Annotated in this window: 22 protein-coding genes and 1 tRNA gene; 16 read left to right on the top strand and 7 right to left on the bottom strand. The window is 66.3% G+C overall.

All coding sequences use genetic code 11. From position 1 onward, the window contains the following. The first annotated feature begins 1 nt into the window (after position 1). The 5 genes from CHB86_RS05805 (at position 2) to CHB86_RS05825 (ending at position 5,612) form a co-directional block, all read left to right on the top strand. Complete coding sequence (locus tag CHB86_RS05805) at positions 2–301, top strand: SH3 domain-containing protein (RefSeq protein WP_245837769.1); 300 nt, start codon at positions 2–4, stop codon at positions 299–301. Between the two features lie 514 nt (positions 302–815). Next, positions 816–2,360, top strand: a complete 1,545-nt coding sequence (locus tag CHB86_RS05810; protein ID WP_176442785.1) for a TadE/TadG family type IV pilus assembly protein — start codon at positions 816–818, stop codon at positions 2,358–2,360. Between the two features lie 282 nt (positions 2,361–2,642). Beyond that, positions 2,643–4,193, top strand: coding sequence for a TadE/TadG family type IV pilus assembly protein (locus CHB86_RS05815; RefSeq protein WP_176442786.1), 1,551 nt, complete (start codon positions 2,643–2,645; stop codon positions 4,191–4,193). Between the two features lie 248 nt (positions 4,194–4,441). Continuing rightward, positions 4,442–4,987 carry a TadE/TadG family type IV pilus assembly protein gene (locus CHB86_RS05820; RefSeq protein WP_089232067.1) on the top strand — a complete coding sequence of 182 codons (546 nt, stop codon included), beginning with the start codon at positions 4,442–4,444 and terminating at the stop codon, positions 4,985–4,987. A gap of 13 nt (positions 4,988–5,000) precedes the next feature. Next, positions 5,001–5,612 (top strand): TadE/TadG family type IV pilus assembly protein, encoded by a 612-nt coding sequence (locus CHB86_RS05825; RefSeq protein WP_089232068.1) that lies wholly within the window; start codon positions 5,001–5,003, stop codon positions 5,610–5,612. A gap of 55 nt (positions 5,613–5,667) precedes the next feature. Here CHB86_RS05825 and CHB86_RS05830 read toward each other — a convergent pair whose 3' ends face one another. Further along, positions 5,668–6,177, bottom strand: a complete 510-nt coding sequence (locus CHB86_RS05830; RefSeq protein WP_089232069.1) for a hypothetical protein — start codon at positions 6,175–6,177, stop codon at positions 5,668–5,670. A 151-nt stretch (positions 6,178–6,328) separates the two neighbouring features. On the opposite strand from CHB86_RS05830, the gene CHB86_RS05835 reads away from it, so the two are divergent. Next, positions 6,329–7,240 carry a pirin family protein gene (locus tag CHB86_RS05835; RefSeq protein WP_089232070.1) on the top strand — a complete coding sequence of 304 codons (912 nt, stop codon included), beginning with the start codon at positions 6,329–6,331 and terminating at the stop codon, positions 7,238–7,240. Here the strand turns inward: CHB86_RS05835 and CHB86_RS05840 are convergent. Further along, on the bottom strand, positions 7,221–7,877 hold the full coding sequence (locus tag CHB86_RS05840; RefSeq protein ID WP_089232071.1) for a TetR/AcrR family transcriptional regulator: 657 nt from the start codon (positions 7,875–7,877) through the stop codon (positions 7,221–7,223). The two genes, CHB86_RS05835 and CHB86_RS05840, sit on opposite strands and share 20 nt — an antisense overlap. A gap of 104 nt (positions 7,878–7,981) precedes the next feature. On the opposite strand from CHB86_RS05840, the gene CHB86_RS05845 reads away from it, so the two are divergent. The 7 genes from CHB86_RS05845 to CHB86_RS25020 all read left to right on the top strand — a co-directional run bounded on the left by CHB86_RS05845 (position 7,982) and on the right by CHB86_RS25020 (position 14,241). Continuing rightward, positions 7,982–8,314, top strand: a complete 333-nt coding sequence (locus CHB86_RS05845) for a hypothetical protein (protein ID WP_089232072.1) — start codon at positions 7,982–7,984, stop codon at positions 8,312–8,314. Between the two features lie 73 nt (positions 8,315–8,387). Further along, the gene (locus CHB86_RS05850) at positions 8,388–9,674 is read left to right on the top strand and encodes a homoserine dehydrogenase (protein WP_089232073.1); all 1,287 of its coding nucleotides are present in this window, start codon (positions 8,388–8,390) and stop codon (positions 9,672–9,674) included. 136 nt (positions 9,675–9,810) lie between these two features. Continuing rightward, positions 9,811–10,773: a class II fructose-bisphosphatase gene (gene glpX / locus CHB86_RS05855; protein ID WP_089232074.1), complete on the top strand. Its 963-nt coding sequence runs from the start codon at positions 9,811–9,813 to the stop codon at positions 10,771–10,773. 7 nt (positions 10,774–10,780) lie between these two features. Beyond that, the gene (gene recJ / locus CHB86_RS05860; protein WP_089232075.1) at positions 10,781–12,523 is read left to right on the top strand and encodes a single-stranded-DNA-specific exonuclease RecJ; all 1,743 of its coding nucleotides are present in this window, start codon (positions 10,781–10,783) and stop codon (positions 12,521–12,523) included. 111 nt (positions 12,524–12,634) lie between these two features. Beyond that, positions 12,635–12,709 (top strand) — tRNA-Glu (locus CHB86_RS05865). 338 nt (positions 12,710–13,047) lie between these two features. After that, positions 13,048–13,221, top strand: a complete 174-nt coding sequence (locus CHB86_RS24550; protein ID WP_176442787.1) for a hypothetical protein — start codon at positions 13,048–13,050, stop codon at positions 13,219–13,221. 177 nt (positions 13,222–13,398) lie between these two features. Next, a complete protein-coding gene (locus tag CHB86_RS25020) occupies positions 13,399–14,241 on the top strand; it encodes a hypothetical protein (RefSeq protein ID WP_245837771.1) in 843 nt (280 codons plus the stop codon). Position 14,242: 1 nt separating this feature from the next. On the opposite strand, the gene CHB86_RS05880 is transcribed toward CHB86_RS25020, so the two are convergent. From CHB86_RS05880 to CHB86_RS05890, 3 genes are all read right to left on the bottom strand, one after another. Next, entirely contained in the window at positions 14,243–14,890 is a 648-nt protein-coding gene (locus CHB86_RS05880; protein ID WP_089232076.1) for a response regulator, read from the bottom strand. Further along, positions 14,887–16,278, bottom strand: a complete 1,392-nt coding sequence (locus CHB86_RS05885) for a sensor histidine kinase (protein ID WP_089232077.1) — start codon at positions 16,276–16,278, stop codon at positions 14,887–14,889. Before CHB86_RS05885 ends, CHB86_RS05880 begins: the two co-directional genes overlap by 4 nt. Before the next feature lie 122 nt (positions 16,279–16,400). Then, complete coding sequence (locus tag CHB86_RS05890) at positions 16,401–17,297, bottom strand: LysR family transcriptional regulator (RefSeq protein ID WP_089232078.1); 897 nt, start codon at positions 17,295–17,297, stop codon at positions 16,401–16,403. A gap of 147 nt (positions 17,298–17,444) precedes the next feature. Between CHB86_RS05890 and CHB86_RS05895 the strand changes: the two genes are divergently transcribed. Beyond that, positions 17,445–17,867, top strand: a complete 423-nt coding sequence (locus tag CHB86_RS05895) for a DoxX family protein (RefSeq protein ID WP_089232079.1) — start codon at positions 17,445–17,447, stop codon at positions 17,865–17,867. A gap of 49 nt (positions 17,868–17,916) precedes the next feature. Beyond that, entirely contained in the window at positions 17,917–18,738 is an 822-nt protein-coding gene (gene ygiD, locus CHB86_RS05900) for a 4,5-DOPA-extradiol-dioxygenase (RefSeq protein WP_089232080.1), read from the top strand. 185 nt (positions 18,739–18,923) lie between these two features. Here ygiD and CHB86_RS05905 read toward each other — a convergent pair whose 3' ends face one another. Continuing rightward, a complete protein-coding gene (locus CHB86_RS05905) occupies positions 18,924–20,384 on the bottom strand; it encodes a TadE/TadG family type IV pilus assembly protein (RefSeq protein ID WP_089232081.1) in 1,461 nt (486 codons plus the stop codon). Then, positions 20,384–20,779: a TadE/TadG family type IV pilus assembly protein gene (locus CHB86_RS05910; RefSeq protein WP_089232082.1), complete on the bottom strand. Its 396-nt coding sequence runs from the start codon at positions 20,777–20,779 to the stop codon at positions 20,384–20,386. Before CHB86_RS05910 ends, CHB86_RS05905 begins: the two co-directional genes overlap by 1 nt. A gap of 530 nt (positions 20,780–21,309) precedes the next feature. Here CHB86_RS05910 and CHB86_RS05915 point away from each other — a divergent pair. After that, positions 21,310–22,275: a class I SAM-dependent DNA methyltransferase gene (locus CHB86_RS05915; RefSeq protein ID WP_089232083.1), complete on the top strand. Its 966-nt coding sequence runs from the start codon at positions 21,310–21,312 to the stop codon at positions 22,273–22,275. The last annotated feature ends 182 nt before the right edge of the window (positions 22,276–22,457 follow it).

Below are 22,457 nucleotides of genomic sequence, written 5' to 3' on the forward strand. Positions count from 1 at the left end.
GATGACAATTGCAATGCGCGGCGCCGCGCTGGCGCTGGCGGTATGCGCGACCGGTCTTGGCGCGGCGCCGGCCATGGCCGCGACCACGGTCGAGGTATCCGGCCTGGACGGCGAGGAAATGCTGAAGCTGCGCAGCGGCCCCGGCACCGGCTATCGCATCATCGTGGGCCTGCCGAACGGCACCGTCCTTCGCAACCACGGATGCGACCGGATCGGCGGAACCCCCTGGTGCAAGGTGTCGCTGAGGGAAGCCCGCAGCCTCCAGGGATACGTCTCCGGACATTACCTGAAACAGAAGTGACCCGTCCCGCTCCGAGCGGCGAGCGAAGATCGACCGGCGCGCGCGTCAGCGCGCGCCACGCCCAACGGGAGGAGACGCATCTGCGATGCGCCGACGACGGGCGGGAGCCCGCCTCCCCGGCCGCTTCCCACCGAGGCGCAAGCGCCCGACAATCCGCATTCACGGGTTCCCGAGCGTGTTCTGAAGCCGTTTTCCGCCAGTGCGAATCACGCCGACGCCAACCTTGCCGGCCGGAGCCCGACGCGCCCTTTCAGGACAGTTCCAGGGAATGCCCGCAATCATTTCCCGAGCAGAAACAAGCCGGTGCCTCTCGGTCGCGCGAAAACCTTTGAATTCCGGTGAATTCCGGCAATTCCCCGGGAATCCGCCGCGAAACAAGTGACTTGCGTGGCGACTTTGTGGCAAAAAGTAGTCATTGGGTGGGGGCGCCCAAATCGAGTTGAGTTACAGGGTGTCAGTCATGTTGCATTCGTCCCGGTCGGCGGCTTGCCGCAAAGATGGCGTTCTCGCCGCCATGCGCCGCGCAGGAGCCTTCGGGCGCCGGGAAGACGGCGCGCTGATCGTTTTCACGCTCTACATTCTCATCTGCATGCTGCTCGCCATCGGCATGGGCATCGACATCGTTCGCACCGAACTCGCGCGCATCAAGATCCAGAACACGACCGACACCGCCGTGCTGGCCGCCGCCGACCTGGAACAGACCCTGTCCCCGGAAGCCGTGGTCAAGGATCACTTCAAGCGCGCCGGCATCGACGAGGACGCGATCACGATCACCGTGACCAACGTCACCAACGAAAAGATCGTCTCGACCCAGAGCAACATGATGATCCCGACGATGTTCATGGACATGGTGGGCATCACCAGCCTCGCCGCGCCGTCGAGAGGCACGGCTGAGGAATCCGTCACGGACCTGGAGATCTCCCTGATCCTCGACAACTCGGGATCGATGGGACAGAACAGCAACTACCGCCTGAACCTGCTGAAGCCGGCGGCGAAGGAGTTCGTGGACACGATCTTCGAGGCCGACAGCGACACGAAGCGGATCTCGATCTCTCTGGTGCCCTTCGCCACCCAGGTGACCGCCGGAGCAGAGCTTCTGTCTCATTACTCCGGTGTCACCTCCGAACATGCCTATTCGCATTGCGTGACCTTCGAGGATGCGGATTTCAAGACCACCTCCGTTCCGACGACCCAGACGCTGGCCCGGACCGCACATTTCGATCCCAGCAGCACACGCACCCCGCCCTACGATTCCGGCCGGGTCTGCTCGACCCTCGGCAGCCGCGAGATCCTGCCCTGGTCCAACAATGCCACCGCATTGAAATCGCAGATCGATTCGATGGTCGGCCAGGGCTGGACCTCGATCGAGGTCGCGACGAAATGGGGCATGACCCTGCTCGACCCGTCCTCGCGCAGCGTGCTCTCGGCGATGGCCGACAAGAAGCTGGTGGACGAGGAATTCCGCGGCCAGCCCTTCGACTACACGCGGCGGGCCACCCAGAAGTTCCTGGTCGTCATGTCCGACGGCGAGAACACCAACCAGTACGACATCAAGGCGCCCTATCGTGAGGGCCTGTCCACGGTCTTCGTCTACGAGGAGTCGGGCCGCACGCGGTATACCTATTACGATGAGACCCGCGTCGGCAGCGACAAGTACTACCGCGTCAGCGAGGACCGCTGGAGGTCGACGCCGAACAGCGCCAACGATGCCGTGCGCTGGACCTGGCCCGAGGTCTGGGAGAACATGGGCGTCAAGAAATACACGCAGGACATCGTGTCCGAGGCGCTCGGCGGCACCGCCAACAGCTATTACAACGACATCGTGAACTCCATCGCCTCCGGCAAGAAGAACACCCGCACGTCGGATATCTGCAGCGCCGCCAAGGCCAAGGGCGTGATCGTCTTCACCATCGGAATGGACACCTACGGGCAGGGCGACGCCACGCTGGCCGATTGCGCCTCGAGCGCGTCGCATTTCTACGACGTGGAATCCACGGACATCTCCAGCGCCTTCGCGTCCATCGCCCGGACCATCACCCAGCTCCGCCTGACGGACTAGGCGCCGGAGGTGCAGGGCTGACGTTGACGCAAACGGCAAGTTGCCCTTGGGTCAACATCTGGTCGCCACATTTCCGCCATGAATCGGCCCGCGCACGCCCTGCGCGGGCCGTATTTATGCCTGACTGCGCTGCCTTATGAAGTGCGCGGCTTTCAGGATGGGCCGTCTCCATGATCCAACCCGTCAGGTGAGCCAATGCCGAATGAAAGTTTCAGGCGAAAACGTCGTGCCGCGACGCCGCACAAGTCGAACCAACCTGCCGCCCGCCCCCTGCATGCCAGCATGGCGGGTCTCTTGCATCTGCGGGTGACGAGATTTCGGCGCGACGAGGATGGCTCCCTGATCATCTTCAGCCTCTACATCATGCTCTGCATGATGCTGGCGATCGGCATGGCGCTCGACACGATCCGGTTCGAATACAACCGCACCCTCCTGCAGAGCACGCTCGATCGCGCCGTGCTCGCCGCGGCCGACCTCGATCAGGCACTGGTTCCGAAAGAGGTCGTCGAGGATTACTTCGACAAGGCGGGCCTTGCCGATCACCTCGACAGCGTCGTCGTCACCCAAGGCATCAACCACCGCTCCGTGACTGCCAATGCAAGCGCCGAGATCGACACGATGTTCATGGACATGGTCGGCATCAGGACCCTGACGGTTCCCGGCAGCGGCACGGCGGACGAGTCGCTCGCCGACATCGAGATCGTCATGGTGCTCGACAATTCCGGCTCCATGGGCTCCAACAGCGACTACCGGCTCAACCTCCTGAAGCCGGCAGCCGAGGACTTCATCGACGCCGTTGCGCGCGATGCCGACGACACCGACGGCACCACCGCGATCTCCATCGTCCCCTTTGCGACCCAGGTCACCGCCGGCAAGGATCTGATGGACACGATCAAGCACACCGGCGATCACAGCAGCTCCTACTGCGTCACCTTCGAGGAAGCCGACTTCGACTCGACCACGATGTCGCAGACCAAGACCTACCGCCAGACCGCGCATTTCGACCCCTCCGGCACCAGCTGGACAGCGAGCTCGAATGACCTCGTCTGCTCCAACTGGAGCAGCCGCACCATCACGCCGTGGTCGACCGACGCCGAATATCTCAAGGGCCGCATCAAGGCCATGGAGGCCAATGGCTGGACCTCGATCGAGCTTGGCGTGAAATGGGGTGCCGCCCTGCTCGACCCGAGCATGCAGGACGCCCTTACCGCGCTCGCCGACAAGGGAATTGCCGACGAGGAACTGCGCGGCCAGCCGTTCTCCTACGAGCGGGACAACACCATGAAGGTGATGGTGGTGATGTCGGACGGCGAGAACACCAACCAGTACGACATCAAGGACGGCTACCGCTCCGGAAACTCGCCGCTGATGTACGACTCGAGTTCCAAGGACTACACCTACCACTATCCCGAACGGTCCGGCACCTACGACTATTGGCACGAGGATCGCGACCAGTGGTACACCTACCCGGACGGCTCCAACCCCAAGTACATGACCTGGCCGGAAGTCTGGGCCGACATGACCGTCAACAACTTCGCCAAGAACATCAAGCAGGACGCGATCGGCGGCAGCACCAGCACCTACTACGACGAAATCGTCGAATCCTACGGCTCGACGCTCAAGAACACCCGGACCTCCGAGATCTGCCAGGCCGCCAAGGACGCCGGCGTGACGATCTTCACGATCGGCATGGACACCTACGGCCAGGGCGACGCCACCCTGTCGGACTGCGCCTCGGCGGAGACCTACTTCTACGACGTCGAGAGCCTCGACATCTCGGTGGCTTTCGCGGCGATCGCGCTTCAGATCAACCAGTTGCGCCTGACGCACTGATCGAGGAGCCGGCATGGGCACTGTCGCGCGGAGGTGCAAAATCCGCAGTTCTGCGCGGCGCCTGCCCCAATTCCGCCACAGGTATGAGGTTTCGTTAAAACACAAGATCTTCGGCGTCTGCAGGCAGCCCAAGTCGGAAGGGATTGGTTTCCTGGCCCGGCGCGGCGGCCCAGAGGCCGAGCCTGCCTTTGAACTGCCCGGCGGCTCCACGACGGAGACGCTTCAAGATTGTAACCGGGGCCATGTGCATGAACCGTATTGTAAGTAACTGGAAGGCGCGCATCTTCCATCGGTCGCGGCGGGAGGATGGGAACGCCTCGATCGAATTTGTTATCCTGTTTCCCATCTTCATGGTCCTCTTCATGTCGGCCTTCGAGATCGGCCTGGTGATGGTTCGCCAGGTGATGCTTGACCGCGCAACAGACATCGCCGTGCGCACCCTGCGCCTCGGCCTCTGGTCCGATCCGAACCACGACGATCTGAAGGATTACATCTGCGAAACCGCCGCGGTGCTCCCCGATTGCAAGACCAACCTGCTGATCGAGCTGAGCCCGGTGTCGACCACGACCTGGGCCCCCCTGCCGGATGCCACGACCTGCGTCGACAAGGTGCAGAACATCCAGCCCGTCACGACCTTCGAGGAAGGGATCGACCACGAGCTGATGATGGTGCGGGTCTGCGCCCTGCAGCAGCCGCTGTTCCCGTTGACCGGGCTCGGGCTGCAACTGCAGCGGGTCGACCCCGACCATTACGCGCTGATCTCGATGTCAGCCTTCGTCAACGAGCCGAGCTGAGGGGAGGCACCGCATGTTCCGTTCCGCGACATCCCGCCTGACCGCCCCGCTCCGCCGCTTCCTGGTGCGCGCCGACGGATCGCTTTCCGTCGAGGCGGCGATCATCCTGCCGGCGCTCTGCTACATCTACGTCGGGTCCTTCGTCTGGTTCGACGCCTTCCGGATGCAGACGGTCAACCTCAAGGCGACCTACACGATCTCCGACATGATCAGCCGGGAATTCAACGCCATCGACCAGGATTATTTCGACGGGCTGGACAGCGTCTACGAATACCTGACCGACGGCGTCTACCCGACGCAGCTCCGCGTCTCGATCATCGAATGCACCGACGGGTGCGACAGCGACGACACGCGCCAGCTTGCCGTCTGCTGGTCCAAGGCGACGACCGGCCGGCTGCCCCTGACCGACACGGACCTTGCCGCGAAGGCCAGCATCGTGCCGTACTTCCAGTGGGCGGACCAGCTGATCATGACCGAGACCTTCATGGCCTATACCCCCGCCTTCAACGTCGGGCTCGGGGACCAGACCTACGAGAACGTCGTCTTCACGCGCCCCCGCCTGACCGGCCAGGTCAAGTTCGAGCTCTCGGACGGTACGTTCGAGGATTGCAACAACAACAACTGATCCGGCGGGGCGACGCGGACCGGCCAAGGTCGCCCCTGCCGGCACCGGCGCCGGATCACTCGGACGGCGTGCTTTCCTCGTAGGCCCGCCGCGCGACCAGCGCGGTCAGGATCTCGGAGGTCACCTTGGCCTCGGAGGCGGAGGTGATCCCGCCGACCCCGACCCTGCGGCCAAGCCGCCACCAGAGCCCCGGCGCCCAGTGGTTGCCCGCCGCGCTGTCCGACAGCCGCAGCAGGAAGCCGTTCGACGGCTTGATGGCAAAGGTGCCACGGTCGATCGCGACGATCTGGTCGATCCGCGCCAGAACCTCGCCGCTGCTGTCGCGCAGCTCGGTCTCGGTCAGCTCCAGCCGCTTGGCGGTGGCGCGGCGCATGGCTTCGGAAAGCGCCAGACCGCCGCCCCCGACGACCAGCATGAAGAGCTGCAGCAGCAGATCCTCCGGAGGGCGCGTGACGCCGACATAGACCAGCAGGCTGCCGAAGGTGCACAGGATGATGATGCCGACGACCCTTCGCGGGGTGGACGGGGTGATGGTGGCCAGGATCTCGGGCGTATCGTCGTTCATGGCGGCTCCATAGCGTGCCTTGCGCGCCAAGGCGAGAGCCGCCGTGAACCTGAGCGTCCGTGCACAGTGACCTGATCATCCCCGATCACCTGTGCGGATTGTCACAAACCCACCAGCGACCTACCTTTGCGTCACTCAAGGAGACGCAGCCATGTCCATCAGACCTGTCGACCATACGAGCCTCGCCCGTCCGACCATGGAAGGCGCCGGGGTCCATCTTCACCGCGCCTTCGGCTTTGGCGATCCTGCCCAGAGCGACCCGTTCCTGCTGCTCGACGATTTCCGCAACGACCGGCCGCAGGATTTCCAGGCCGGGTTCCCGTGGCATCCGCACCGGGGCATCGAGACCGTGACCTATGTGCTGAGCGGCACCGTCGAGCATTCCGACAGCCTCGGCAACACCGGCCGGCTCGGCGCCGGGGACGTGCAGTGGATGACCGCCGGCTCAGGCATCCTTCACCAGGAGATGCCCGAGGGGAATGCCCGCGGCCAGATGCACGGCTTCCAGCTCTGGGCCAACCTGCCCTCCTCGCTCAAGATGACCGCACCGCGCTACCAGGATGTGCAGGGCGGCGAGATCCCCGAGATCATCGACGACGACGGCACCCGCGTCCGTGTGGTGGTCGGCTCCTTCTGGGGCAAGACCGGGCCGGTCGACGGCATCGCGGCCGATCCGCAGTTCCTCGACATCTGGGTGCCTGCGGGGGTGAAGAAGACCTTCCCCGTCGACACCTACCGCCGCGCCTTTGCCTATGTGTTCGAAGGGGCCGGCGCCTTTGCCGACGCCTCGAAACCCACCGGCATCCTGCTCGAGAAGGAGGTTCGCGGACAGGAGGTCAACATCCGCGACATGTCGGGCAACCGCACCCTGGTACGCTTCGGCAATGGCGACGAGGTGACGGTTCAGGCCGGGCCAGAAGGCCTGCGGTTTCTGCTGATCTCGGGCGCGCCGATCCAGGAACCCGTCGCCTGGCACGGGCCGATCGTCATGAACACGCAGGCCGAGCTTGAACAGGCGTTCCGGGAGCTGCGCAACGGCAGCTTCATTCGGCCGCAGCACTGAGCGCCGCGTCACCGCCGGATCCGGCCCGCCCGGGTCCGGCCGCCGCGTCGGGCACGCCAACGGCTCCGCGCACCATGTCCCAATAGAGCTGTTCGACATCGAACCGGCTGAGCCGCCCGGTATCGCGGAACCAGGTGCCGATGCCGGTCAGCATCGCGATCAGCCCCATGGTCGCGACCTTGGTATCGGGCACGGTGAAGCAGCCGTCCTCCCGCCCACTGGCGAGGATCGCCTCCAGTTCCCGCTCATAGCGCCGTCGAAGCCCCTCGATCACCGCGAAATGCTCCGGCTCGAGGTTGCGCAGTTCCATGTAGGAGATGAACACCTCGTCCGGCCGGTCGAGGTGGTAACGGATGTGGAACCGGGTGAAGGCCTCGAGGCACGCCAGCGGGTCGTCCGGCCTTGGCTCTTCCTCCCAGCAGCCGAGCAGGTGCTCCATGTGATTGCGCATCAGCTCGAACAGCAGCGACTGCTTGTCGGCGGTGTAGGTATAGAGCGCCCCGGCCTGCACCCCGACCTCGGCCGCGATCTGGCGCATCGAGACCGCCGCGTAGCCATGCCGCGCAAACAGCTCCAGTGCCGCGGCGCGAATGCGCGGACCGGTGATTTCGGCGTGGGATCCTGTCTTGCGTGCCATTGAACGACCTTCCCTTGAACGGGCGTTCAATTCAAGAGCCGATCCTCCGCTTGCCCTTTTCGGCTGCGTGGATAGGGTGCGCCAACCGCTTCACCGGAGCCCAGATGCCGCGAACCGCCCCTGCCCCGATCCTGTTGCTGTGCCTCGCGGCCCTTGCCGGATGCGCGCAATTCCCGGAACTCGACGCCGCGCTGACCGAGGAAGGCAGGCTGGCGCCGGAGCCGGAGCTGGTGGACAACGCACCGCTGCTGGCCGCGGCGGCCGCCGGCACCGTGGACGAGAGCACGCAGGTCGCGCTCCAGTCCCGCGCAGCTGCGCTCGAGGGGCGGGCAAGCGGGCTCGCCGGACCCGTCCTGCTGCCCGAGGAGCGCGCGGAAATCGACGCAGCGCACAGCCGGCTGCGCGGGCTCACCCCGCTCGTTGCACCGGATAGCTGAACGCGCTAAGTCACGCCGGGCCGCTTCCCGGCGGCTCCAGACATCGATCATCACGCAGACCGGAGACCCGCACATGACCCAACCCCTTCGCCTCGGCATCGCAGGGCTTGGCACCGTCGGCACCGGCGTTGTGAAGATCGTCCGCCAGAAGGCCAACCTCCTGGCCGCGCGCACCGGCCGGCCGATCGAGATCACCGCCGTCTCGGCCCGCAACCGCGACAAGGACCGCGGCGTCTCGCTCAAGGGCTACGCCTGGGAAGACGATCCTGTGAAGCTCGCCATGCGTGACGACGTCGACGTCTTCGTCGAACTGATGGGCGGCGCCGACGGCCCCGCCAAGGCCGCGACCGAGGCCGCGCTCGCCGCCGGCAAGGACGTGGTGACGGCCAACAAGGCGATGCTGGCGATCCACGGGCAGGAGCTGGCGGAAAGCGCCGAGGAACTCGGTCGGGTGATCCGCTTCGAGGCCGCCGTCGCCGGGGGCATCCCGGTGGTCAAGGCGCTGACCGAAGGGCTCGCCGGCAACGAGATCACCCGCGTCATGGGCGTGATGAACGGCACCTGCAACTACATCCTGACCCGGATGGAGGATTCGGGCCTGCCCTATGACCAGATCTTCGACGAGGCGCACCAGCTCGGCTATCTCGAAGCCGACCCCAACCTCGACGTCGGCGGCATCGACGCCGGCCACAAGCTGTCGCTGCTGGCATCCATAGCCTATGGCACGCAGGTCGATTTCGGCAATGTCGAGCTGGAGGGGATCCAGAAGATCTCGATCCAGGACATCCGCACCGCCGCCGCCATGGGCTTCCGCATCAAGCTGCTGGGCGTGGCGCAGATGACCGGGCGCGGGCTGGAACAGCGCATGTCGCCCTGCCTCGTGCCGGCCGACAGTCCGCTGGGCCAGCTCCAGGGCGGCACCAACATGGTCGTTCTGGAAGGCGACAGCGTGGGCCAGATCGTGCTGCGCGGCGCCGGCGCCGGCGAGGGCCCGACGGCCAGCGCGGTGATGAGCGACGTGATCGAGATCGCCCGCGGCACCCGTCTGACGACCTTCGGGCAACCGGCCGCCGGGCTGGAAAAGGCCCGTCCGGCCCGCGCCGCCGCGCCGGCTCCCTACTACCTGCGCATGATGCTGACCGACAAGCCGGGCGCGATGGCCAAGGTCGCGACCGTTCTCGGTGACGCCGGCATCAGCATCAACCGCATGCGCCAGACCCACCACGACGACACCGCCGCCCCGGTCGTCTTCGTGACCCACAAGACGGGCCGAGACGCGCTCGACCGCGCGCTCGCGGGCTTTGCCGGCACCGGCGTCGTCCAGGGTGAGGCCGTGGCGATCCGCATCGAGGACGTCTGACGCCCGGGCTTTCGACGGTCTTTCGAAAAAAAGCGAGGCTGTTTGCCGCGATAGCGCTAACGACGCTTGCACCCCGGCTGACAGCGCCGCTACCCCGAAGCTGACCGATCAAACCCTTTGATTCAGGAAGACACAGATGCACAACCCTCCCGAGTTCCACGACCGCCTGCTCTCGCTTTCCCTCGCGCGCGTCACCGAAGCCGCCGCGATGGCGTCCGGGCACCTGGTCGGCCGTGGCGACGAGAAGGCCGCCGACCAGGCCGCCGTCAACGCCATGCGCGAACAGCTCAACCGGATGGAAATCCGCGGCACGGTGGTGATCGGTGAGGGTGAGCGCGACGAAGCGCCGATGCTGTTCATCGGCGAGCAGGTCGGGCTCGGCGAGGGCCCCGAGGTCGACATCGCGCTCGACCCGCTCGAAGGCACCACGCTGACCGCCCATGACAAGCCCAACGCGCTCTGCGTGATCGCCATGGGCCCGCGTGGCTCGATGCTGCATGCCCCCGACGTCTACATGGACAAGCTCGCCATCGGCCCGGGCTACCCGCTCGACGTCGTGACGCTGAAGATGGACCCGGCCGAGCGCGTCCATGCCCTCGCCAAGGCCAAGGGCTGCGACCCCTCCGAGATCAATGTCTGCGTGCTCGACCGTGACCGCCACGAGGACATGATCAAGGACCTGCGCAAGACCGGCGCGGCGATCCGCCTGATCACCGACGGCGACGTGGCCGGCGTGATGCACTGCGCCGAGCCGGAGCTGACCAATATCGACATGTACATGGGGTCCGGCGGAGCGCCCGAAGGCGTGCTGGCCGCCGCGGCGCTGAAATGCATGGGCGGGCAGATGTATGGCCAGCTCCTGTTCCGCAACGACGACGAGCGGGCGCGCGCCGCGAAGGCGGGCATCGAGGATCTGGACCACATCTACACCCGCGACGAGATGGTGACCCGCGACGTCGTCTTTGCCGCCACCGGCGTGACCGACGGCAACCTGGTCCACGGCATCAAGCGCAGCCCGCACCGGTTCACCACCGAAACGCTGCTGATGCGGTCCAAGACCGGGTCGGTGCGCCGGATGATCTATTCCAACCCGGTCTGATCCCGGCATGGCGGCATTTCTGGGGGTCGAGCAGTCGCTCACCGGGCGCACCTGGGTCGGCCCCAGCATCGAACAGGAACGCCGCGCCGAGGCGATGGCGCAAGCGACCCGGATGCCCGGGCCGCTGTGTCACACGCTGGTCCGCCGGGGGGTGGAGATCGACGCCGTCGACGCCTTCCTCGCCCCGACCCTGCGGGACATGCTGCCCGACCCGCGCAGCCTCAAGGACATGGACGCCGCAGCGGATCGCCTGATGACGGCGCTGGAGCGGCGCGAGCGGATCGCCGTCTTTGCGGATTACGACGTGGACGGCGGCAGCTCGGCGGCGCTGCTGCTGTGCTGGCTGCGCGCGCTCGGCCGGCCGGCGACGCTCTACATTCCCGACCGCATCGACGAGGGCTACGGCCCCAACCCGCCGGCAATGCGCGATCTCGCGGCAAAGCACGATCTGATCGTCTGCGTCGACTGCGGAACGCTCTCGCACGAAGCCCTCGCGGCGGCCGACGGAGCCGACGTGGTCGTGCTCGACCACCACCTCGGCGGCGAGACGCTGCCCCCAGCGGTCGCCGTGGTCAATCCGAACCGGCAGGACGAGGACGGCGCGTTGGCGCATCTTTGCGCGGCGGCCGTGGTCTTTCTGCTGCTGGTCGAGGTGAACCGGCGGATGCGCGAGGCCGGCGCGCGCGGGCCGGACCTAATGGCAATGCTCGACCTGGTCGCGCTGGCCACGGTGGCCGATGTTGCCCCGCTCATCGGCGTGAACCGGGCGCTGGTGCGAAGCGGGCTCAAGATCATGGCGCGGCGCGAGCGGCCGGGCCTGCGCGCGCTCGCCGATGTTGCCGGCATGAAAGAAGCGCCGCGGGCCTATCATCTCGGCTACCTGCTCGGGCCGCGGATCAACGCGGGTGGACGGATCGGCCAGGCAGACCTCGGCGCGCGGCTGCTGACCACCGACGACCCCGCAGAGGCGCAGGCCCTTGCCGAACGCCTGGATGCGCTTAACCACGAGCGCCGCGAGATCGAGGCGCAGGTCACCGCCGCGGCACTGGCGCAGGCCGAGGCGCGCGGAATGGATGGCCCGCTGGTCTGGGCCGCCGGCGAGGGCTGGCATCCGGGCGTGGTGGGCATCGTCGCCTCCCGGATGAAGGAAGCCACCAACCGCCCTTCGGTCGTGATCGGGCTGGCCGAGGGCGAAGGCAAGGGCTCCGGCCGCTCCGTCAGCGGCGTGGACCTCGGCGCCGCGATCCAGCGGGTGGCGCAGGACGGGCTGCTGATCAAGGGCGGCGGACACAAGATGGCGGCGGGCCTGACGGTCGCGGCGGACAAGCTGGAACCCGCGATGGAGCGCCTGGCGGACCTGCTGGCCCGGCAGGGCGCCGGCGCGGGCGGCCCGCGCGACCTCGCCCTCGACAGCCTGCTGATGCCGGGCGCTGCCAGCGTCGATCTGATCGAGAAGATCGAGGCCGCCGGCCCCTTCGGCGCCTCCGCCCCTGCCCCGCGATTCGCGATCCCCGACGTGGCGATCCTGCATGCGCGCCGGGTCGGGGAATCACACCTGAAGCTCTCGGTCGGCGACGGGCTCGGCGCGAAGCTCGACGTTATCTGCTTTGGCGCCTTCGACACCCCGCTCGGGCCCCGGCTCGAGGGGCACGCCGGCGCGAGGTTTCACCTGGCCGGACGGCTGGAAGTCAACGAATGGAACGGCCGCCGCGCGCCGCAGCTCCGCCTGGAAGACGCCGCCCCTGCCTGAGCGCCACCGTGAATGGACTCTCGGAGAAACCTGCGAGAATTCCGCCGCCCGACACGAAAATCCCCTTGCACCCCGCGGCCAGCTTTTCTACATACCGCGTCACGCCGATGCGGTCCGTTCGTCTATCGGTTAGGACGCCAGGTTTTCAACCTGGAAAGAGGGGTTCGATTCCCCTACGGACTGCCACTTTTCCCTCATATCGTTGCCGAACTGACGGGCCTGCGCTCAGGTCTCTGCGGGTTGGTCCGCCCTGAGACTGCACGGCGTGTGGCGCCTTTCCCGGCCGCACTGGTCCGAGCTTGCGCGGCTCTCCTGCCACCCTTCTGCGTCCTTGCAATGGCGGGGCAGCGAACGCCTTGGGGGACCGAAAAGCGCCAACAGAGCCAGCTACGTCCGAAGACCTATCCGAAAGCATAGGCAAATCTACCCATATTCCCATTGCTCTATACATGTGCGGGACTGCCCGGGGTTGGGTCTTGGTGCTCTTCTGAGCTTGTTCGAGACACTGACGAGTAGGCGAGATAATGACCCTTACCGAAAAAGCCCGCACCCGCCGCATCACCTGCCTGAGGTTCATGGCCACCCGTCCGCGCAGCCACCGCCCCGTGATGACGTTCGAGCCGGTGGTGGTCGACCTGTTCCGGGGTGCCGGAAGGCAGCGCCCGAGCGGCCGGCACCAGGCGCACGCCGCCTTCTGATCCCGTTACCTCGCCCCCCTGCCGCACGGCGAACGGCTCCGACCAGACCATATCCGTGACGTCGTCCGACCTTGGTCCGAAGAAACCCCGTCTCCCGAGGGGTTAGCTGGTAGCATCGGGCGCTTGCCCAAATGGACCTCTGCCCCGGTTGAGCGGGGCGCCAACGGGAGACCTCACATGTCCAACGAGTTCCGGAAGCTTCTGTCCTCCACCGCCAGCCTTGCGCTGGCCGTGGCCATCTTCTCGGCCGCGCCGTTTCACCTGCAGCTCAATCCTGACGGGGTCGTCGCCGGATTCGACACATCGGCGGCCTGGGCCAAAGGCGGCGATGACGATGACGATGACGACGACGATGACAGCTCGGGCAAGGGCAGCGGCAAAGACGATGACCGGGATGATGATCGGGACGATGACCGCGACGACGACCGGGATGATGACCGCGACGACGACCGGGACGATGACCGGGACGATGACCGGGACGATGACCGCGACGACGACCGGGACGATGACCGGGACGATGACCGAGACGATGACCGGGACGACGACCGGGATGATGACCGCGACGATGATCGGGACGAGCGCGATGACGACGACGAGCGCGGCCAGAGTGGCAACAGAAGCGACGACGACAGCATCGAGGTGACCTTCCGGGACGGCAGCAAGATCGAGATCGAAAACGGCCGCTACGAGCGCAAGGACGCGAACGGCCGGACCGTGGAAGAACGCCCGGCACGGCAGAGCGACTACGCCAGGCTCCAGCAGGCCGGCACCGCGTCGGCGGCTGCCGCCAAGGGCTCCGGAGGTGGTCAGCGGGCTGTGGGCAACGGCAAATTCCGCGGCGGCGGCGTGGTCGCGAAGCTGGAGACGAGCGGCCAGAACATCGAGATCACTTACACCGACGGCTGGAAGGAAGAGATCGAGAACGGCCGCTACGAGCTGAAGGATCCCCAGAACCGGACGGTCATCGAGCGCCGCGCCCGGCAATCGGACCGCGCCCGGCTCTTCAAGGCGGTGCGGTAATTCAGCCCTCCGGCCAGCGGCCGTGCGCGATGAGCGCGGCCTCTGTCCGGTTCCGGACCTGAAGTTTCTGCAGAATGATGGTCATGTAGTGTTTGACCGTTTTTTCCTGGAGGTCGAGCGCAAGCCCGACCTCCTTGTTGCTGCTGCCCCTGGCGACGAGGCGGAGGATCTCCTCCTCCCGCGCGGTGAGGCTGTCCAGCGGGTCCTCCCGGGCCGGCTTCGACGCTCCGCCCCGCATCGCCTGCAGCACCTTCATGGCGAGGCCCGGCGAGACATAGCTGCGCCCGGCGGCCAGATCCTCGATGGCGGCCAGCAGGTCCCTGCCCCCGATCCCCTTCAGAATGTAGCCATCCGCCCCCGCCTGCAGCGCCTTGAAGACGTCGTCGTCCTCCTCCGACACGGTCAGCATCGCCACGACGGGCGGGGGGTCGAGCCGCTTGATCTCACGGAGCGCCCAGAGCCCGCCGTCTGGCATGGAGAGGTCCAGCAGGACGAGGTCTGGCTCCAGCGACCGGGCAAGGTCGAGCGCGGCTTGTCCGGTATCCGCTTGCCCGGCGACGACCGTTCCCTCATGTCCGCCCAGCAGGCCCGCGACCCCTTCTCGAAACAGCGGGTGGTCGTCCGCGATCAGGATGCGTAGCGGTGTCATTTCCATTCTCCCAGGTCAAAGCTCAGCCGGAGTTCGCCCCCCGGGCCGCCTCCCCGCCCGGCATGAAACGCGCCCCCGAGGCTCTCGATACGGTCCCGGAGCCCCGACAGGCCGAGGCCGAGCGGCGTGTCCTCCGGGTCGAAACCGGGGCCTGCGTCGTGCACGGAGAGGGTGAGCCGGTCTGCATCGCAGGCAAGGGACACCGCCATCCCGGCGGCTTCAGCATGGCGGCTGGCGTTGTTCAGGCCTTCCTGGACGAAGCGGAACAGGCAGAGCCGGGCGGCGAACGGCATGTCCACAGGGCCGTCGCAGGCCAGCTCCGTCTCGACCGGGTTGCCGGTGCGGGCGCGGTGTTCCTCGACCGCCAGGGCGACGATCCCGGCGGGAGTCCTGTCGGCGACATCCGGCAGCGACAGCCCGCGGGAAATCGTCCGGATCTCGGCCAAGGCCCCGGCGATGGCGCTGTCTATCCGCTCGATCTCGCCCTGCCGGTCCGCGACCGTTTTCGCCTCCTGCAGCGCATCGAGCCGGAGCGCGGCAAAGGCGAGTTGCTGCGCCGGCCCGTCATGCAGATCGGCGCCGATCTGGCGCAGCACCCTGTCGGCCCGCTCCGCCGAGCGACCGGCGGCGTCGCGCACCCGCCGGCGAAGCTCCTGATTGTGCGACGACAGCGCCTCCAGCTCCGCGTATTGGTTCAGAAGCCGCCTCTGCTGGCGGTCGATCACGCGGCTGCCGCGCAGGACGATCAGGTAGAGGATGACGCCCAGCCCGCCAAAGGCGCCGACGACCACCAGCCAGGCATCCCGACGGGCTCGGGCGAGGTCCGCGGCAAGCTGCTCGTGCACCTCGTAGAACTCGACGACCGCGATGATCTCGCCGGAGTAATACTCCCGGATCGGGCTGTAGATCTCCAGCAGCGGCAGGCCGAGCGCCTGCTCTCCGGCGTCCTCGGCATCCCCGAGCGCCTCGAAATCGGCGGCCACATGTCCCTGCCACGCGGACTGGAGACCGTCGGTCACGGGAAAGATCTCACCGACGATGGCCGGATCGGAGGCCTCGACGATCCGTCCGCCGCGTTTCCAGAACTTGTAGGAGATCACCCGCTCGCCGATCGGCGTGTTCTCGAAAATCTCCTCGAGCGCGCGCCGGGCGCCGGGCGACAGCCTGTCCTGCTCGGCGAATTGCTGGCCGATCGGCGCCAGCACGCTTTCCATGAACATGGCCGTGGAATTGGCGCTGTTGCGGACGACATTCTCCTCGATCCTGGCGGCCACCACCGTCCCCACGAGGATCGCGGCCACCACGAGCACAGCGCTGCTGGCAAACGCGTATTGCGTCGCCAGAGACGCGCCCTTCCACAGGAATTTCTCGGTCCGCCCTCGCTCCATCCCTTCCCTTATGCGCCGATACCGCAGGGGCGAACACGGGCTTTGGTCCGAAGCGGGGGCGATTTGCTGTCACAGGGCATCGGGGCTGCGGGGAAAACAGATGGCCTCGGCCCCGACGGCCGTTACAGGACGCCCGCCGTTCGAATGTCCTGCTGCGCGAAGTCGATCAGCGCGCGAAGCTTCCGCGGCAGCGTCCTCCCTTCGAGGTAGACCGCCGAGATCGGGCTTACCTCGCCCGCGTAATCCTCCAGCAAGGGGACAAGCCGTCCGTCTTCAATGGCCTCGTGCAGCGCGAATTTCGGCCCGTAGGCGATCCCCTGCCCGTTCACCGCGAGTTCGCAGGCGGCACGGGCAGAATTGACCATGAAGCGGCCCGAGACCGGCACGGCGACCTCCCGCTCGCCATGGCGAAAGACCCATCGGGCCGGGGACCGGCGATTGGTGTCGAGGATGCAGATGTGGTGCGCAAGATCGTCAGGGTGCGCGGGGCGCCCGTGTGTCTCGAGATAGGCCGGGCTCGCCGCCACGCAGCCCGCAACGGCACCGAGCTTGCGCGCCTTGACCGACAGCGTCTCGGAGGTGCCGATGCGAAAGGCCAGGTCGATCCCCTCGCTGGCAAGGTCCGAAAAGCGGTCGGTCAGCCGCAGGTCGATGGAAAGGTCGGGATGCAGCGCGGCGAAGCGGCCGAGCATGCCGTTCACGTAGGTCTCCCCGAGGATCACCGGGGCCGAGATGCGGATCGTGCCGGTGAAGCCGCGCGTGTCTTCCGTCACCTCGGCCAGCATGTCGTCCAGCTCGTCGATCAGGGCCGGCGCCCTGGCCATCAGGTCTTCGCCCGCCGCCGTCAGCCCGACCTTGCGCGTGGTCCGCTGGAAAAGCCGCACCCCGAGCTGGGCCTCCAGCGCACCCACGTATTTCGAGGTGAGGCGGTTGGAGATGCCCATCTGCTCCGCCGCCGCGGTGAAGGAGCCGGTCTGGGCAGTCGCGACAAAGGCCCTCAGGCCGTCAACGAGATCCAAGGACGCCCCCAATTGAGAATGAAATGACGATAGTCATACAACACCTTCGCCATTTTGTTGACCACGGGCAAGTCCTACGTTCGGTGCAGATCGAAACACACCGAACGCCAGCGTGCGGACGGATTACCGATACAAGGACCTGACACAATGATCGACCAGACCACCGCGCCCTACGCCGCCCTTGCCCTGCGCATCGCCACCGGCTCGGCCTTTCTCGCCCACGGGCTGCTCAAGCTCTTCGTCTTCACCATTCCCGGCACGGTCGGCTTCTTCGAGAGCCTCGGCCTGCCCGGCATCTTCGCCTACCTGACCATCATCGCCGAGATCGGCGGCGGCGTTGCGCTGATCCTCGGCGTGGCGACGCGGCTCGTCTCGCTGGCGGTCCTGCCGATCCTGCTCGGCGCCGTCTGGGTGCATTCGGGCGCCGGGTGGCTGTTCTCCAACGAGGGCGGCGGCTGGGAATTCCCGCTGTTCTGGGCCGTCGCCCAGGCCTCTCTCGCGCTGCTCGGCAGCGGCGCCTACGCCCTCAAGCTGCCCGCCGTCGAAAAGGCCCTCGGCCAGTTCGCCTGATCCAACGGCGCCGCCCATCGGGCGGCGCCCCCTGCCACAGGTATCTCCCATGAGCGTTGTCCAATCCCTGCAATCCCTCCGCGACCGGCTCCATGCCTCGGACCGGTTGCCCGTGGTCTTCCTCGGCCATGGCAACCCGATGAACGCCATCGAGGATACCGCCTACAGCCGCAGCTGGTCCGACCTGGGCCGCACCCTGCCGCGCCCGCAAGCGATCCTGGTCGTCTCGGCGCACTGGATGACCAAGGGCACCACCCTCGTCGATGTCTCGGCCATGCCGCGCATCATCCACGATTTCTACGGCTTCCCGCAGGAGCTCTACGCGCAGCAATACCCGGCGCCGGGCAACCCGGAGCTCGCCCGCGATGTCGTCGCCCTGCTGTCGAGCCATCACGCGCAGGAGGATGACAGCTGGGGTCTGGACCACGGCGCCTGGACGGTGCTGAAGTTCCTCTACCCCGGGGCCGACGTGCCGGTCTTCCAGCTTTCGATCGACATGTCGCAGGACCTCGACTGGCATCTCCAGATCGGGCGGACGCTGTCGGAGCTGCGCGACCGGGGCGTGCTGATCCTCGGCTCGGGCAACATCGTGCACAACCTGCGCGCGCTCAGCCAGACCGGCACGACGCCGGACTTCGCCCTGGAGTTCGACAGCCTGTTTGCCGAGCGCCTGACCGAGCGCAATCTGGGCGCGCTGGCGGATCGCAAGGGGCTGGGATCGCTGCTTCACCAGGCGCACCCGTCGGTCGATCACTACCTGCCCGCGCTGACCATCGCCGGCGCTTCGGACGAACGCGACGAACTGACCTTCATGAACGACAGCTTCGACCTCGGCTCCGTCTCCATGCGCTCCTTCGTCTTCCATAGCTGAGCCAGGACGCGCATCACCTGCCATGTTCCCAGCCGGAACAGATCAAGCCGCAGCGCCGGCGCTATCTGCCGCGCGCTGCCGGTTCCGGCAGTTCCCCCTCCGGATGAAGCGGACAGGATGAAACAGAAGGCCGCGCATCGCGCGGCCTTCGTTGGTTTCGGATGTCGCAGGGCGACCGGGACCTGTCAGATCGCCGAGGCCACGTTGGTCATCTGCGGCGGCATGACGAGCCGCAGGACCTTGGCCGTCGGGGTCAGGAAGGCGTCCGGCGTGCCGCAGGTCCTGAAGGTGTGCTGGGCGGAGAATTTCACCCGCTGCGACGAATAGATCGACAGGCCCTTGGACACGATCCCCGAGGAGGTTGCGGAGGCGACATCGACATCGTCGTCCACGACCAGGGTGAGATTGGAGATCGTGAATTCCGCCGGCACGCTGACCTTGGACTTCGACATCAGGATGGTGCGTTCATCCTCGTTGCAGGCCTTGCTCGGATCCGCGACGGTGACGGACGAGCCCGCGGTCACGGTGGCGTTCGAGCTTTCGCGCGTCGTCACGATCACCGAGCCAACCGCCCGCGCGCCATCGGCGAAGTTGATGTTGCAATTGGTCATCAACGCGGCATCGTTCATCTGTGCGGTGGTGGCACTGAAATTCAGCCAGGTTTTCGTGCCCGATCCACCGGAGGTGCAGGTCACATGGTAGATCAGGCCGGAGGGAAGCTTTTGCACGGAGTTGAACTGCGCCTGGCTCATCGGAACGACGGTTCCGAGCGGCACGGCCGCTGTCAGGATGTTCTTGTCGATCAGTTCGGTCTGGTCGCCAACAATGAGGCCGTCGAAGAACTCCGTCACGATCTCGGCCTGCCCGACCAACCCGGAATAGACAAAGGCGTCGTAGGTGTCCTGGATCCAGGCGGCGATGTCCGGAATGTGCATGTAGCTTTCGATCGCGACGATCCCCGGATTCTGGGAGTCATCGCACTTGTCCTCGCACAGCGCGAGCTTGGGCATCGAGACATAGGCGCCGGGCTGGAAGGTGTTCTGCTGCGGCAGCCAGACCTTGTCGTTGGAATGCACGCAGAAGCCCGCGCCGATATCGGTCTGGCTCGTCAGGGTCACGGTGCTCTGCGCGTAGATCCCGTCGGACGAGGTGCACTTGCCGTTGATATCGAAGACGGCGGCGCTGAAGACCGTGGTCTCGAAAGACGGGACGTTGGCGAACTTCAGCAGGAAGGTGCGGATGTCGTTGCCGCGCGACCGCGTCCTCTGGAGCCTGACGATCACGGTGTTCGGGTCGTTCGCGTTGTCGAACTCGTTCTTCGTGGTGTCGTAATGGACAAGGGCCACGTCCACCGAGCCGTCGATGACCTGCCCGAAGATCGTGCGCGGCAGGTTCTCCTCGACGATCGACACCACCTCCGCCTTCAGCTGCGCCTCGGGCATGTCATTGGCGATCCCGACCGCGCCGGCATGGGCGCCGATGTCCGCGGCGGCCGAGAGCCTCGTCTTGTTCCACCAGCCCTGGGTGCTGTCCAGCATGATCCCCAGAAGGCCCAGAACGACGATCAGCATGTAGAGCGAAAAGGCGGTTCCGGCGCCCGACTCGCCGCCTGCGAAGCGCCTGACTGTGCTCTGGACCTGTTTCATCACGAGGCCTCGTAGGTGGGCTCGAGCGCGTGGGTGACACGCACTTCAAGCTGCTCGCCGTAGATCCAGCGGAGCACGCCGAACGGGGCGAGCCCTTCCAGCGGCATCGCCATGTCGACAGTCACCCTTGCGGAGGCCATCGACACGTCGACCGTGGGAACGAGGGTTCCGACGCTGCCGGCGCTGGCGGCATAGGTCTCGGCGGTCAACTCGTCCATGCCGTGGCGGGCAATGACGCGGGCAGTCTCCCGAGAGACCTGCCACATCTGGCTTTGTCGCATGAACACGAGCGATGCGTCCGCTGCGAACAACAGAAGAAAAGCGAAGAACGGCAACCACATAACAAACTCAATAGTTACCGAACCACGCTCGCTCTTGAGAAACCTGCGAGTCATTTGATAACACTTTCAGTCTGCATATCAGAATTTCATTATTCATTCGGTCCGTGTCCCGGATTGGGCCGAATTGCGGCACAAATTGGCACGAACGCTGCTTTTGGGTCCCCGGACGCGTGGCGACTGCCGTAGCGCCCGAGACCTCAACGGGCGCGGCATTCGAGCCATTCGGGAGCCTTTTTTCATTCATTCGCAAACATGTCCGAGGCAGGGGCTCACGGCCGATGATGAGGTTGTCCGGATCACCGGTGCGAGATCCCAGCGGATGCCATGCGGGAGCGTCGATCACCTGCCGCCACCGTGCCGCAAAGGGTGAGCTGTCGCGCTGCATGCAGGGGTCCGGAGGTGTCTTGAAGTCGGTCATCATTCCGGGGGGCGATTCTCACTGCCTTTACCAAGGAGAGCAGCGGCGGTCGCCAAGGCTCGCGGAACCGGGCACGGGCGTCGGAGCGGCTTGACGCTGAAGCGAAAAGCGATCACTCGCCCGGGCGCGGACGGAACGAGTCCGTTCGGACATCACGCGACCCACCATGAATCCAGTTATCCTGTCGTCGGGGGATCTGCTTGCAGACCGCCGGGCCCATTTTGCCGAGACCCGTCGTGTCGAGAGCCCGCAGGCGGCATGCGACCTCTATCTCCAGGCGCTCGACCTTGCCCCCGATTGGGCTGCGGGCTGGTTCCGGCTCGGAGAAATCCGTGCCGAGGCGGGCCTCGACGGGGCAGCGGACGCCTTTGAACGTGCTATCGAGGCCGATCCCGAAGACAGGCTTGGCGCCGGGCTGCGCCGCGACCTGCTGCGCAAGCGGACGCTGAGCGCCGACATGCCGACGGCCTTCGTCGAGACCATGTTCGACCAGTATGCCCCGGAGTTCGATGCCGCGCTCCTTGGCCGGCTGGACTACCGCGCGCCCGGCCTGCTTGCGGAGCGGCTGCGCCCGCCCTTCGGGCGCGTGCTGGATCTCGGTTGCGGCACCGGGCTGATGGGCCGGGAGTTGCGCGACGGCGCTCTCTGGCTCGAAGGGTGGGACATCTCGGTCGAGATGCTGCGCGAAGCGGCGGCCAAGGGGCATTACGACGCGCTGGACCGGCGCGACCTGTCGGGACTCGAACCGACGGGCGCAAGCTGGGACACGATCACGGCGGCGGATGTCTTCGCCTATCTGGGGTCGCTGGAACAGATCGTCGCCTGGGTCGCGCAGGCGCTTCGACCCGGCGGACAATTCGCCTTCACGGTGGAACTGCACGAGGGTCTGGAAGCCTGGGTGCTGCGCCCAAGCCGCCGCTATGCCCATTCGGAGCGCTACCTGCAGCAATTGCTCTCCAAGGCCGGATTCTCGTGCAGCATCTCGCGCGAGGTTCTTCGCCAGGATCGCGGCCGGCCGATAGAGGGGCTGGTGATCCATGCGGTTCTTTGCAGCGCCGCCCATCACGGATCAGAGGCCGTGGGACAGCAGATCCCGGATGCTGCGATCCGCGTGGCGCTTTCCGGATCGTGAGCCGGACACGCGGTCACGCCCCGGGATCGTTCGTGGTGTAGGTTCGTCGAATTGAGGTCGGCGCTCGAGGCAGCAACCGTCTCGAGCGCTGCAACGGCGAAGGCGCGGCGAGCCAATCCTGCGCCCCAAAGCGGCAAGACCGGCCGGTTTGTGATAGGATGCCCCCGACAGAGGAGGCGCAT

It is taken from the genome of Tropicimonas sediminicola (genome assembly GCF_900188335.1).
Classification (GTDB): Bacteria; Pseudomonadota; Alphaproteobacteria; order Rhodobacterales; family Rhodobacteraceae; genus Tropicimonas; species Tropicimonas sediminicola.